The following is a 13,831-nucleotide window of genomic DNA, read 5'->3' as shown; positions in this document are numbered from 1 at the left end:
GCGCCGCGCCCGCCGTTGCCGCCGGTGCCGGTGCTGCCGAACAGGACGGGCCCGCCGCTGCTGCTGAGGGTGACCGTTGCGCCCCCCATCGCCGCGACCTCGATCTCTCCGCCATAGCCCGCGCCGCCGTCGCCTCCGCGCCCGCCGACCGCCGGCGTCGCCGAGGATTCGGTGAACGCCGAGCCGCCGTTGCCGCCGGTCCCGCCAGTGAGGAAATTCGCCTGCGTGATGATGGCCTTGGCATTGGCGCCGTTTGCTTGGAGCCTCGAAACGCCGCCCTGGCCGTCGCCGCCGATACCGCCGTTGCCATTGCCCCCGGTGCCGCCATCGCCGCCCGACCCGGTGCTGTCGAGGGCGAGCGCCAACGCGCCGGCGTCGCGATTGTCGATGACCGCCTGTGCCAGGCCCCCAACGCCGAAGCCGCCGCTGCCGCCATCCGATCCATATCCGCCGTCGCCGCCTTGTCCGATCGATCGGCTGCTGAAGGCCAAAACGCCTTCGCCAACCGAGAGCGTCGTCGCGCCGAGGCCGAGCGTCGCGGTGCCGCCGGACCCGCCGCCGCCGTTCCCGCCAACGCCCAGCCCGACCGAAGGCCCGCCGCTGGACGAGGTAAAGATGCTGCCGCCCGCGCCGCCGAAGCCGCCGGCATCGACCTCGATCACATTGGTGATCAGGCTGCCCGCGACGAGGTTGATCGTGGCGCTGCCGCCGGTGCCCTCGCCGCCATTCCCGCCGACTCCGTCGTCGAGACCGAAGCTGCGGAAACTGCCGCCGGCGCCGCCGGTGCCGCTGGCAAAAGCGCCAAGGCGCGTCGCGCTGACCACCGCCGAGCCGCCGATGGTGATCGTCGCCGTGCCGCCCTGGCCCGTACCGCCAACGCCACCGTCCTGGCCGAAATCGGGATCGTCATTGCCTTCGATGCCTTCTCCGCCAAGGCCCTGAGCGGTTGCCGTCACCGGGCCGCTGGCGGTGAAGGAGCCGCCGCTGAGGCTGAGCGTCGCAAAGCCGCCGACGCCGGCGCCGGACTGGCCACCCTGTCCGTCGGTGTTGAGCGTCAGGTCGCGGATGTTCACATCCCCGCCGGTCTGGGTGAAGGTAACGCTGCCGCCGCGACCTTCGTTGCCGATGCCGCCAATGGCCTGGGCCGTCAGGTTGAGGCCAAACGAGGTGTTCGTTGTCGTCAGGCTGCCGCCCTGGACATCGACCGTGACCGTGCCGCCGCGCGCATCGCCAGTGGTTTCGACGATGCCGTCGTAATTCGCAGCCGCTTGGGCATCGGCGTTGGCTTCGAGGAAATCGACGGCAAGCTGGCTGTTCGGGGCTGCGGCCACCTGAATCGCGATCGTACCGCCGCTCGCCAACGAAGGACTGCCTGCATCATCGCCGCCGGATGTCGCGCTGGCATCGAGGCCCGTCCCCAGCAGGCTGAGGTTGCCGCCGTCGGCGATCAGCCGGATCGTGCCGCCGGTAGCCGTGCTGCCGTCGGCGCTGACGCCGTCGATTGCGGTGGCCTGGAGTGTCGTGAAGCCGCCTGCCGCCGCGGCGATGCTGCCGCCGCCGCGCGCGATCATCGAGACGTTGCCGCCTTGCGCGGCGCCATTGGCACCGGCGGTGTTGACGACACCGGCGCTGGCGCGCGCCTGATAGGCCTGGGCGGCGATCGATCCGTTGGTATCGGCGAGGATGTCGATCGTGCCGCCGGTGCCGCTGCCCGCGCTGATGAAGGGGGAGATGCTGGAACTGCCGCCGAAGGCGCTCGCCGCGAGGATCGAAACGCCTGAGATGGCGCCGCTGCCGGTTGCTGAAACCGCGATCGTGCCACCGCGCCCGCTGCCGGTATTTTCGCGGCCGTTGGTCGAGGCGGTTCCATCGGCATCGAGCGAGATGCCGCCGCCCGTAAGGTCGAGGGCCGATCCTGTGCCGGCTGACGCACCGGAGACCGAAAGGGCGATCGATCCGCCCCGCGCATCGCCGTTCCGTCCGGTGGTGTTGCTGGCGCTATAGGCGTCGCCGCTCGTAGCGCTTGCATCGACGGTGAGCGAGGCCATCCGGGCGCGGCTGCCGCCCAGAACCCCGACCGTTACGGTTCCGCCGGTGGCGTTGCCGCCGGTCGCATTTTCGCCGCTCGGAACGAAGAAGCCGCCCGCCGTACCGCCGCTCGCCGAGGCGTCGATTCTGGTGTCGCCGGTGCTGATCGTCGATGTGGGGCCGGTATTGAAGCGCAGCGTCGCGGACCCGCCGATACCATTTCCGCTATGGAGCGTGGGAAGCGTATCACCTGTAACCGGATCGAAGGAAAAGCCGCCGCCGCCATGGCCGCCGGCATCGACGAAGGTCGTGCCCGCTTGCAGTACCGTGCCGGTTCCGGTTGCCTCGATCAGCGCGGTGCCGCCGGTGCCGGCGCCCGACTGGATCAGGCCGAACCCGCCCCCGCCCTCCGCTCCGGCGCTCAATGTTCCGGTCGTCGAAAGATTACCGCCGTTCTGGACGCGGATCGTCGCACTGCCGCCGATCCCCGCGCCGCCGGTGTCGGCATTGTCGAAGCCCGACGAGGGCAGGGCGCCATAGCCGTAGGCATGAACGCTGACATTGCCGCCGCCGGTGCCGCCGCTCAGCAAACTGGCGGTCCCGGCGGCATTTGCGCCCGAAACGGTGATCGTCGCCGATCCGCCGCGTCCGTCGCCGCTTGCCTTGCCGGCGGAGTCGAACCCGCCATAGGCGTCGGCGGAAACATCGAGACCGCCGTTCGCGATCATCTGCCCGCCGCTGGTGATCGTCAGGGTGGCGTTGCCGCCCTGCGTGTCGCCGGTCGCGGTGCCAAAGAAAGCGGGCGCCGTGATCAAGGTGGAGCCCTGGACCCCCAGCGAGCCGCCATCGAGGGTGATCGCGGCATTGCCCGGCGTGGTGGCGGTGTCGCCCGATTGAACGGTCAGGTTGCCGAGGATCGACGCCTGGTGTCCCGTATCGACCCGCAGCGTCGCGCTGGTGTCGCCGGTGAAGGTGGCGTTGCCCAGGGCGAGCAGGCGTCCCGCCGGATTCGGGGGAGGAACGCTGCTGGGCGGTGGCGGCGGTGGAATGTCCTGAAGCGGCCGGGCCAAAAGATTGCCGCTGGCGTGCGCCGTTACATCGCTGCTGAAAATGATGTCGTTGATCGTGATGTTCGCCGCCGTGGCGTTGACCGGCGTGGCGACGATTGATCCGTTCCTGACATTATAGCCCGCCGACAGCACGATCGAGCCGTCCCCCGCGACGGTCGCGCTCGTCGCGTCCCGATAGCCGACGATGCCCGACACCAGCATCGACACAGCCAGATTCTTGGGGATCGCGACCATGTAGATGCCTTGCGGCTGGCCTGTCGCCTGCTGTTCCGGGCCGGTGGTGACCCCGGTATGGGTAATCGCCTGGCCGCCGGTCGTCCCGGTCAGGACATCGATGTCGAACAGTCCCGCGTTGATGCGGATATTGGCCTCTTCCGCGGCGACATAGGCGGCCGAGCCGTTGACATCGACACGGCCCGCCTGGGTGACGCGCGGCGCGACGAGTGCGACATAGCTGCTGCCTGCGGGAGCGAGGGATTCGGTTGCGGTGATCCGTGCGCCGGCGCTTACCGTGACTCCCGCGGTGCTGCCGGGCGTTCCGGCACGAAAGCGGATGCCGGTCGCGGGGTCGATCAGGCCGCCGGTGGTGACGATATCGTTGGTGGTCAGCACCAGGCTGCCGACGTTGATCACGCCGCTGCTGCCGATCAGGATGCCGCCGGCGTTGTAGAACCAGATGCTGCCGGCCTGCTGGCCCGAGACCGCATAATCGGTGCTGTTGATCGTACCGTTGAGCGCGATCTGGCGGCTCAGCGAGCCACCCGTGCCGTTCATGAAACGGTTGAGGACGATATAATTGCTGTTGCCGTTGCCGTTGAAGCTCAATGTGTTGCCGGCAGGCAGGAAGTCGATGTCGCCCCCCGTCGGGCCATTGTCGGTCGGAACCCAGTTGATGATACTCTGCGCGCCGGTGAGGGTGACGGTCGATGGGTTTAGGCCGGTGGAGGTGGGAGCAGGAGTGGGGGTAGGGACGGGGGTAGGCGTCGGGAGCGTTATGATGGTCCCCGACCCCGCGACCTGCGCCAGTGCCGGCCCGCCGTAAGCGAGCGCTGCGATGCCGGCGGCGATCGCGCAGCTCTCCAGCAGGCGCCGTTTGCCGGTGTGGAGGGGCGAGGGGGCTGCATTGGCACGCATGGCGGTTGTCCTTGCTGCAAGACTCATGGGCTCGGCATTCATGGGGCTCAGCGCGCCTTCACGCCGAACTGGGTGGTGAACGACACCAGAAAACGCGGATCGGGTTTTTCGGGAAGGAAGCCGCCCTTGTTCAGCGGGACCGCGAGCGTCATGTCGAGCCGCCCGAGGTCGCCATAGGCGACGCGCAACCCGCCGCCCGCCGAATAGAGCTTTTGCGGATTGAGCCCGTTGAAAGCGCTGTCCTTGTTCCACACCCAGGCGGCGTCGAAGAAGACGAAGGGCTGGAAGGCGAAGCTCTTGATATTCGCGGGAACGAACGAGCCGTAGCGGGCTTCGGTCGAGACCGCGACGCCGCTGTCGCCGATCACCGTGCCGGGGTCGAAGCCGCGCCCGACAGTGAAGTTGCCGCCCGAAAATTCCTCATAGGCGACGAGCGGATCGCTCGCCCATTGCGCGCGCGGTGATACCGCCAGCGTGAACAATTTCGCCGGCCGCCATTCGGCCTGCGCGCTGGCGCGGAGCAGGAAGGCGTCGGGCTTCGCCTCGACGCGCGTCAACGGGACTGCGCCGGGGAGGAAGCAAGTAGCGCCGCCGGGGCCGCAATCGTCGCTCGCGCCGAGGAAATTCACGCCCTGCCGCGCTTCGAGCGAGGCGCCGAGCGACCAGCGCGGTTCGGAGGGACTATAGCCGTTCTTCCCCGCGATCGAGGCCGGATCGACCCACGCCGCGTCGGCGCGCAGGTTGAACACGCGGATGCGGTCGCGGTTGAGTGGCAGCGGGCCGAGCTTGATGTCCTGGTCGATGATGTCGAGCCCGCCGCCGATCGTGACCCGCCGCGCCTGGCTCAGCACGAGCGGGTAGGCGGTGTAGAGGCTGATGATCTGGGTGTTCGACTTGACCGGAAAATTGGCGATGTCGGGGCGCGTCCAGGCATAGGTATAGCTTGCGCCGAAGCGCAGACCCTCGCCGCCGACGCGGAACTCGTGCGCGGCCTGCACGACATTCTGCTCGTCGAAATCGGGGGTCGAATAGAAGCTGACCGTGGTGAGGTCGCCCATGCCGGTCAGCCCAGCGACCCGCGCCCGCACGATGCCGCCCCAGCGGCCGACGTCGTGCGAGCCGAAATTCTGGGCGTTGAAGTCGAAGATCGCGGGCGTGCGCGCTACCGTGACCTCGCCGACGACCTCGCCCGGCACCGCGCCGGGGCGCAGCGTCAGCCGTGCGTCCACGCCGGGAATGTCGCGGGCGAGCAGCAGATAGCGCTCGGCCTCGGCGATATTGAACACCGGCTGGTCGTCGAGGTGCGACAGATAGCGCTGGAGCAATTTCTCATTCGCGCCGGCATCGCCGCGCACCTCGATCCGCGTCATGCGCGCCGAGAGGATGTCGAGCTTGATCACCCCGCCGTCGATCGTCTGCGGCGGAACGCGCACCGCGGCGAGATAGCCCTTGGCGCGGAGCATCGTCGCGGCGCGGTCGCGGATGTCGCAGACCACCGCGATCGGCAGGTCCTGCCCGACCTTGTCGCGCCAGCTCGCATCGAGCATCGCCGTGTCGATCCCCTCGACCGGCGAGAATTGCACCTCGCGCACCGTCACGCGGACATTGGCGAATTCGGGATTGGCGAGCGGGCAGGGCGCGCGTTCGATGCCGTCGTCGGCGGTTACCACCTGCTCGCTGGGCGGAGCCGCGGGGGCCAATGTGGGGCGCTGGATTTCCTCGCGCGTCGGCACCGAAGGCGCGGTCTGCGCCGCTGCCGCGAGTGGCAGCGACAGGGCGGCGAGCCCCGCCGAACAAGCCAAGGCCCGGCGGATCGCTCCGCGCGCCGGCCGTGCGAATCCGCTGGCGTCCCATACCCCCATATCGACCATCACCACCCCTCGTTGTCCGTGCCCGGGCCACAGGCGCCGCGCACCCATTCGTTATTCCCCGCCAGTTGCCCGGCGGTGGCGAATTTTCGACCCAAGGAAAGGACTTTGCTGCTCTTCGGCAGTCTTCGACAATTGTTATCAGATGGGCAGGGCGGGTTCAATGCCGCCCTGCGCGGTCAGGGTCAGGGCCCCTTAATTGCACGATCGAGGCGTCGAAATGGCAAAGATATCGGGTTCGGGCGGATGCAGCGGGTAGCATCGCTACCCGCAAGGCCGCGCGGACCCGAGATCGAAGCCATTTCGGCGTCCCCCAAATTTGGCAGGAGGAAGGGGGATTTGACCGATTTTGCCCATGGCGTTGTCGGCAAGTCTTGAAATATCGACATATTAATTCGCCTTGCTCCCTCGCCCCGAACAAAATCGCTTCAAACCTCGATCGTGCAATTGACGGGTCCTGACCCTAACCAGCTGTTTTTTCGCTCTCCGACATCGCATCGACAAGGCGGTTGAGCTGCGACGTACAACCCTTTGCCATCAGCCCGTCGACCGAATTTTCGGCGCTGTCGGGCAGCGTTCCCATCTGCGTGAAGCGCACGGTCACCGGCTTGGCGAGACCGGCGCCCGAGAGGCGGTAATCGACCCCATATTGCACCGGCAGCGCCTCGGTCGGCCATTTGCGGAAATTCGCACCCGCGACGATCGCGACCGTCTCTTCCTTGTCGCCCTGTTCGATCTTGAGCAGCTGGTCGCTGTCCATGTTCGGGCGCCACAGGGTCAGCCGCGTGGGATCGGCGACGCAGAAGGTGCCGCCCTCGCGAAAATCGAGCAGCCAGAGGTTCGGCGCGCGAAGATCGACCGGCGGGGCTTCTTCTGCCCCGCGCGAGAACCCGCCGCGCGAGCGCATCGTCGGGCCGGTCGAGAGCATCCGCGTCACCGTCGCGCCCATCGACTGGTTTGCCTGGATCTGACCCGTCGCGCCGAAGGTGCCCGGCCCCGACAGGGTGCGCGTCTTGCCCGCCTGCATGAGCACGACCTTGTCGCCCGCCGCGAGGGTCAGCTTGTCGGTCGATTTGAGCCGGGTGCCGGTCGGATATTTCGCCGCCGAAGGCCCGGTCGAGCGGACGACCATCGACTGGGCGGCGGCGGTGCCGGTGACGGCGATCGCGAGGATCGCGGCGGCGGCGGTCAGGCCGAGGCGGCGCCCCGTCATCTCAGGAAAGGACATAGCTTTCTCCCTTTTCGGTCTCGTTCAGGCGTTCGATCAGGAACATGATGGATGAATCCTTACCGAACTCCTGCTGCAATGCTGTGGCGGCGGTCACATAGGCCGCTTTATCGTCCGCGGCGTGGGCCGCGACAAGCGCCGCGACACGCGCGCGCTGTGCCGGAGAGAGATCGGGGCGCGGCGTCAGCACGTCGACCGGCTGCGCGCGGCCGCGCAGCGTCACGCGTCCCATCGGCACCAGATCGTCGCGTTCCGCGCGCGCGGCGGCCTCGGCCGAGATCAGGACGCCGGTCTTCAAACTCTTGTTCGCCGATTCCAGCCGAGAGGCAGTATTCATGCTGTCGCCGAGCGCGGTGTACTGGATGCGGCCCTCGCCGCCGAAGTTGCCGACGATCGCGTCGCCGACGTGCAGGCCGACGCGCGTCATCCCGATCGGCGGCACATCCTCGTCCGCGAGGTCGATGCGGAACTGTTCGCCCGCCGCATACATGGCGAGCGCGGCGGCGGCGGCCTGCGCGCCGTCGTCGGGCCGGCTGATCGGCGCGCCCCAGAAGGCGACGATCGCGTCGCCGACGAACTTGTCGATCGTCCCGCCATGGCCTAGCACGATGTCCGACAATCGGTCGAGATATTCGTTGAGCAGCCGCGCGACCGTTTCCGGCGTCACCGCGTGGCTCAATTTGGTAAAGCCTTCGAGGTCGGTGAACACGCAATAGATGTTGCGCCGCTCACCGTGCAGCGACAGCTGGTCGGGATCGCGCATGATCTGCGCCGCGATGTCGGCGGGCAGATATTTGCCGAGCGCCGACTGCGCGAAGGCGCGCTGGCGCGACCCGATGGTGCGCGCGGCGGTGCCGACCGCGGCATAGCCGAACAGCCAGCCGATCGCCCAGCCGAAAGCTGGAAGCGTGGTGGTATCGACCCCATGCCCCTGCAGCCAGAAGGGGAAGGCGATGAAGAAGGCCATCTGGACGAGAAAGGCGAGCGCGACCCAGCGCGCGCGCACGTCGATCAGGCTGGTGAGCCCGCCCGCGATCACGACGAGCACCGCGAGGACCCACAAGGAAAAGCCCGGCAAGGGCGCGGACCAGTCCTTGTCGAGCTGCTGCGCCAGCATATGCGCGTGGACCTCCAGCCCGATCATCGTTTCGTGCAGGCCGGTGATCGGGTCGGTGAAGCGGCTGAGCGGGGTGTTGAACTGGTCGTTGTCGATGATGTCGCCGCCGATCAGGACATAACGGTCCTTGATCAGCTCCGAAAATCCGGCGCGCGTCGCGTCATCCATCGGGATTGCGAAAGTGTCGATCGGAATGTTGGCGAAGACCGGCTCTTCCTGTCCCTTCTCGGCTCGCGCCGGGACGCGGAAACGGATATTGCCCTGATAGTCGGCGTGCGCCGGATCGACCGGCGCCAGCGCGTTCGCCATTAGCGGCGGCAAATTTTTCGGGCGGTCGGGCCAGCGGCGGATCACCCCGTCGTTGTCGGTGCGGAACAGCACGCTCGTCGGCCGGGTCCTGGCGGTCGTGACGGCGGCCAGATAGGATTCGAGGAATTTCTGCTGCTCATAGAAGATGGTGTTCGGATTGCTCGCCTGCTCGGCATAGGCGAGCCAGGTCGGGGTCTTCATCGCGCGCAGTTGCGCCTGCAGGACGGGATCGTCGGGGCGCGGCGAATCGAAGGCGATGTCGATGCCGATCGCTTTGGCGTCCATCTGGTCGAGGTTGGCGAGCGCCTTTGCCAGGATTGTGCGGTCGAGCGGCGAGCGGATTCCGGTGTTGAACAGCGTCTCGTCATTATAGGTGACCATGACGATGCGCTTGTCCTGCCCGACCTGCGGCGCCATCAGCGTCGCGCGCGCATCGTACAGCGCGCGCTCGGCATCGCCGATCAGCGGCATCTGCCAGCTCAGCCGGGCGAAGAGGATCGCGACGATCAGGAACAGGATCGTCGCCGCCATGCGCGACGGACCGAGTTGCATGGCCAGCCGGCGGATGCGCTTGCGCAGGGGAACCGCCGACCGGACGTCGGGCGTCGCCGCATTCGCGGGCATGTCGATCGTCGAGGTCGCCATCGGATCAGAGGGCCGATTGGCCCGCCGCTCCCTTTTGCGCGGTGGCGGTCGTGCCGTGAAGCAGCGGCTGGCCGCCGTCGCCGATGATCGCGAAACCCGCCCAATAATAGGGGTGCGAGGTGCGCTTGTCGTCCATCAGCTGCTTCTCGCTCGTCCACAGCGCGTCGGCGATGCTTTCGCCCTGCGGTGCCGCGAACAATCCGCCGATCAGCCGCTGGGTCGCGTCGAAATCGTCGGGTGCGGGCCAGTGGCTCGCGATCACCGAGCGGCCCCCGGCGCCGATGAAGCTGCGCACCAGCCCGTCGAGCGCGTTGCCGCCGCCGCTTGCGACGCCCGCCTCGCGTGTCGCCGCGACCGTCGCCGCGCCTGCGGTATCGCACGCCGACAGGATCACCAGATCGGCGTTGAGCTTGAGGTCGAAGATCTCCTGGAACGTCAGCAGGCCGTCCGAATCCTTGTCGCCGAATGAGGTGACGAGCGCCGGGCGCGCCGGGCAGGAGGGCCGCGGCGCGGTGACGAGACCGTGGGTCGCGAAATGGATGATGCGGTAATCGGACAGGTCGCTGCGGTTCTTGACCGCCGTGTCGGTGAAGGCGCCGCCGGTGAGCAAGGTCGCGGCGCCCCGATCCATCGTGCTGCTCGCGGTGACGAGCTCGGCGGCCGAGATCGGACGGCTCCACTGGCTGACGTCCCATTGGCAGCTGCCATCGACGCCGCCGCCGGTCGCGCCGCGGGTGCCGAGCGAGGGCAGCACGCCGCCGCGCACCGGCAGATTTTCGCCAAGGCCGAAATATTCGCGCGCCGCGTTCGACGGCGGCGCCTGCCGTGCGTTGCGGAAGCCCAGAACCGACACCGCGGTGCTCGGGCGGGTCGCGCGGCCGAGCCAGGCGATGTTCCGCATGTCGAAAGCATCGGCATTGGGATCACCCACCCGCTGCTCATAGTCGGCAAGCCCGCTGTCCGAGGTGATCAGCAGGTTGATCGGGAGCCGCAGCATCGCGCCGTCGGGCTCGAAGATCAGATGCGTCACCGCCGGCAGCCGGTCGGCGACCGGGGCGAAAAGCTGGGTATAGAGCTTGCGCGCGGTGGCGGCGTCGAACGGATAGGTCACGCGCTTGCCGTTTTCGACGATTGAGATGGTCGAACGGATCGTATCGACCGCATTTTCGAGGCCCTGCGCGCTGATGTCGCTGCGCCAGAGCTGGGCGTCCGTCTGGCCGATCAGCATCCCGTAAACCGAATCGCCGACGACGAGCATCTTCAGATAGGCTTCGTCGGGGCGCAGCACCTGCTGCAGTTCGGCGAGGTCGAGCTTGCCCGACGCGACGACGCGATATTGCGGATAGTCGGACAGCTTGGCGAGGGTTTCCGACTGCTGGAACGACAGGTTGGTGAGCTGGGTCTTGAGGTCGGCACGCAGCGAATTGACTTCGGGGGTTTCGGGCATCTGTGCGAGCCGGGCGTCCTCGATGCGGGCGCGTTCGATATCGCGGTCGAGCGTCGTCGCCTGGCGGAACAGCCGTGCGCCATCGTCGCTGCCCGCCGACAGCTCGCGGGCGAGGACCGCCTGCGTGTCGGCGACGCCGGGGCGGACCTGAAGCTGGCTCGCGATGAAGAAATCGCCCGCCGCTTTCGCATCGGACGCCGCGCGGCTCGCGAGCAGCCGGTAATAGGGCGCCATCATGTTCGCCATGCCGGTGGTCGAACGCTGCGAACTCGCGAGCGCGCCGACGACGTCGTGATAGATGGCGAGCGCCTTGTCGTCCTCGCCATGGCGGGTCAGGAAGGCGGCGTAGCGCGCCCGTGCCGAGGCGAGCGCGTTGGTTTCGGGATATTCGATCGCGAGCGCGGCGATCGATTCCTGGAACCGCGCGTCGGCGGCGGCATTGTCGCCGAGCGCCTCTTCGGTCAGTGCGAGTTCGCCGAGCATCTGCGAGCGCAGGCGGACGATCGAGGTCACGCGTCCCTCGCGCACCGCAACGGCATCGGCGAGCCCCTTGAGCTGCGCGGCTTTCGCGGCCTGCGGATTGCCGCGCAGGCGTTCGACGGTGCCGAGCAGATGGACTGCCTGCGCGTCGATGATCTGCGCGCGCTCGAGCGGGCTCAGCCGCTCGCGGTCGCTGGCCTGGCGTACCGCGCGCGCATTTGCGCCGCTGTTGACGCCGGCGACGATCTCGGGCGTCAGCGTGACGGCGGTGCCGTTCACCGCGACCGCGTTGGTCAGCGGCGGAATCGGCGTTTCGAGCAGCGCCGCGGCGCCATCGTAGTCGCGCTGGTTCAGCGCATGGATCGCGCGGAAATTGCGGCGCAGGCGCAATTGTACCGGATCGCTCGTCGGGATCGCCTCGACCTCGCCGAACAGCCGGTCGGCCTCTGCGAATTCGCCGAGGTTGGAGCGCTGGAGCGCGCGGTTGAGGGTGAATTCGGTGGGGTCGATCCCCGCGGCACCCTGTTCGTCGGCGGTCCGCTGTGACAGCGCCTCGAAGAATTCGGCCGCCTCCGCATAATCGCCGCTGTGGTTGCGGCGGTATCCCTCGGCCAGCGCCTTGTCGATGTCGATCGTTCCGGCAAGCGTCCGCGCGAAACCGTCGCCGCCGCCGACCGAGGTCGTCGCGACCTTGATCTGGCCGGGCACGAGCTTTTTCTGGCGGATCGATTCGAGCGCAATATTCAGCGCATCGCCATAGGCGGTGAAGCCCTCGACCGCGAACGCGGTGTTGCCGTCGGTCTCGATCCGCGTCGTCCAGCCGATGTTGCTGTTCTTGACGGTGCAGGTGTCGCCATCGACGCAGGTCACCGCGCCGGCGCGCCCCGCCTCGATCCGCGCGCGCGCGACGGCGGCGCTTGCGCGGAGCATGCGGACATAGCCCACCGGCTGGCTGGCGTCGCGGCAGACGATCACCCAGGCGCGGTCGAACATGCCCTTGATCACCGAATCGCGGATCGTCGCCTGCACTTCGCAGAGCGCGCCGCCCTGATCGCCGATCGAGAAGCTGTCGCGCAGCGTCGGGTCGCCTGGCTGGGCAGCGGCAGGGGGTGCCGCGCTGGCCGCGAGCGCGGCCAGAATCGGCACGAAAAATCGACGTCGAACGGTCATCATCAATCCCCCAAGGACGAGCTTCGACGCGCCATGCCTGCGATGTCGGGGGCATGGCGCAGTCTTCACGCTGCGGTACGACCCATTCCCGTCGCCGCGAACCCTAAACCCTTCGTCTGCAAAAGGGAAGTGATCTGCCGCACAGCTGCCTTGCGCGCATGGGCGGAGCCACCTATCTGGGGTCGATACTTTCACCCAGCGAGGACAAGATGAGCGCATTCGACGATCGTGAACGGGCCTTTGAAACGAAATTCGCCCGCGACCAGGAAGTGCAGTTCCGTGTCACCGCCCGCCGCAACCGGCTCGTCGGCGAATGGGCGGCCGAGCGCATGGGGCTGACTCCCGAAGAAACCGACGCCTATGCCAAGGCGGTCGTGCAGGCCGATTTCGAGGAAGCGGGCGACGAGGACGTCATCCGCAAGCTCGCGGGCGACCTCACCGCGGCGCAGGTCGAGATCAGCGATGCCGAGATTCGCGCGGTGCTGAACGAAAAGACCGCCGAGGCGCGCCGCCAGTTCATGGACAGCCAGAACTGAGGGCCCTTCCGATGGCGATGCGCGAGGAAGATCTGAAGGCGATGATCGCGGCCGCGTTTCCCGATGCCGCCGTCACGATCACCGATCTGGCGGGCGACAACGACCATTATGCGGCGCATGTCGTCAGCGAATCCTTTCGCGGCCTGACCCGTGTCGCACAGCACAAGGCGGTCTATGCGGCGCTCGGCGGACGCATGGGCGGCGAACTTCATGCCTTGCAATTGACGACCGCCGTTCCTTCATAGGGGCGAGACGCGAAACTTTTTCGGCGCGACGCGCCACCGGAGACTTTGACATGAGCGACCCCGCAACTCACGACCGCATCTCCAAGCTGGTCGCCGATCACCCCGTGCTGCTGTTCATGAAGGGCACCCCGCTCTTTCCCCAGTGCGGCTTTTCCTCGCGCGCGATCGCGATGCTCGACCGGCTGGGTATCGAATATGATACGGTCGACGTGCTGCAGGACATGGAAATCCGTCAGGGCATCAAGGAATTTTCGGACTGGCCGACGATCCCCCAGCTCTATGTGAAGGGCGAGTTCATCGGCGGATCGGACATCATGATGGAAATGTGGGAAGCGGGCGAGCTTCACCAGTTGATGGACGGCGTGCCGACGCGAGCGGAATAGGCGATCCTGTCAGTGTGAAACGAGGGGGCGGCGCGATGCCGCCCTTTTTCGTGCGCGGTCGAAATGTCGGCATTGGGGTGGATTCCAGACCGTCTCCTATTTCCGTTCGTGTCGAGCGAAGTCGAGACACGCGAAGGCTGGCGCTTCCCATGCGTGTCTCGACTTCGCTCG

8 protein-coding genes are annotated in these 13,831 nt (G+C 67.5%); 3 read left to right on the top strand and 5 right to left on the bottom strand.

Features of this window, described 5'->3' with window-relative positions:
• The 5 genes from ACE3SL_RS09870 to ACE3SL_RS09850 all read right to left on the bottom strand — a co-directional run.
• A partial coding sequence (locus tag ACE3SL_RS09870; RefSeq protein WP_374525565.1) for a beta strand repeat-containing protein occupies positions 1-4,232 on the bottom strand: 4,232 nt, incomplete at its 3' end.
• A 47-nt stretch (positions 4,233-4,279) separates the two neighbouring features.
• Positions 4,280-6,151: a ShlB/FhaC/HecB family hemolysin secretion/activation protein gene (locus ACE3SL_RS09865; RefSeq protein ID WP_374525564.1), complete on the bottom strand. Its 1,872-nt coding sequence runs from the start codon at positions 6,149-6,151 to the stop codon at positions 4,280-4,282.
• A 412-nt stretch (positions 6,152-6,563) separates the two neighbouring features.
• Entirely contained in the window at positions 6,564-7,328 is a 765-nt protein-coding gene (locus tag ACE3SL_RS09860; RefSeq protein WP_374525563.1) for a hypothetical protein, read from the bottom strand.
• A complete protein-coding gene (locus tag ACE3SL_RS09855; protein ID WP_374525562.1) occupies positions 7,315-9,399 on the bottom strand; it encodes a CHASE2 domain-containing protein in 2,085 nt (694 codons plus the stop codon). Before ACE3SL_RS09855 ends, ACE3SL_RS09860 begins: the two co-directional genes overlap by 14 nt.
• Positions 9,400-9,403: 4 nt before the next feature.
• Positions 9,404-12,472 carry a CHAT domain-containing protein gene (locus ACE3SL_RS09850; RefSeq protein ID WP_374525561.1) on the bottom strand — a complete coding sequence of 1,023 codons (3,069 nt, stop codon included), beginning with the start codon at positions 12,470-12,472 and terminating at the stop codon, positions 9,404-9,406.
• 233 nt (positions 12,473-12,705) lie between these two features.
• Between ACE3SL_RS09850 and ACE3SL_RS09845 the strand changes: the two genes are divergently transcribed.
• Genes ACE3SL_RS09845 through grxD form a run of 3 tightly spaced genes read left to right on the top strand, consistent with a single transcriptional unit; the run spans position 12,706 to position 13,660 of the window.
• The gene (locus tag ACE3SL_RS09845) at positions 12,706-13,032 is read left to right on the top strand and encodes a DUF1476 domain-containing protein (RefSeq protein ID WP_374525560.1); all 327 of its coding nucleotides are present in this window, start codon (positions 12,706-12,708) and stop codon (positions 13,030-13,032) included.
• A gap of 11 nt (positions 13,033-13,043) precedes the next feature.
• Positions 13,044-13,277, top strand: coding sequence for a BolA/IbaG family iron-sulfur metabolism protein (locus ACE3SL_RS09840; RefSeq protein ID WP_374525559.1), 234 nt, complete (start codon positions 13,044-13,046; stop codon positions 13,275-13,277).
• A gap of 50 nt (positions 13,278-13,327) precedes the next feature.
• A complete protein-coding gene (gene grxD / locus ACE3SL_RS09835; protein WP_374525558.1) occupies positions 13,328-13,660 on the top strand; it encodes a Grx4 family monothiol glutaredoxin in 333 nt (110 codons plus the stop codon).
• The last annotated feature ends 171 nt before the right edge of the window (positions 13,661-13,831 follow it).

It is taken from the genome of Sphingopyxis sp. (assembly GCF_041916015.1).
Taxonomy (GTDB): domain Bacteria; phylum Pseudomonadota; class Alphaproteobacteria; order Sphingomonadales; family Sphingomonadaceae; genus Sphingopyxis.
This window is presented reverse-complemented; position numbering and strand designations above follow the sequence as displayed.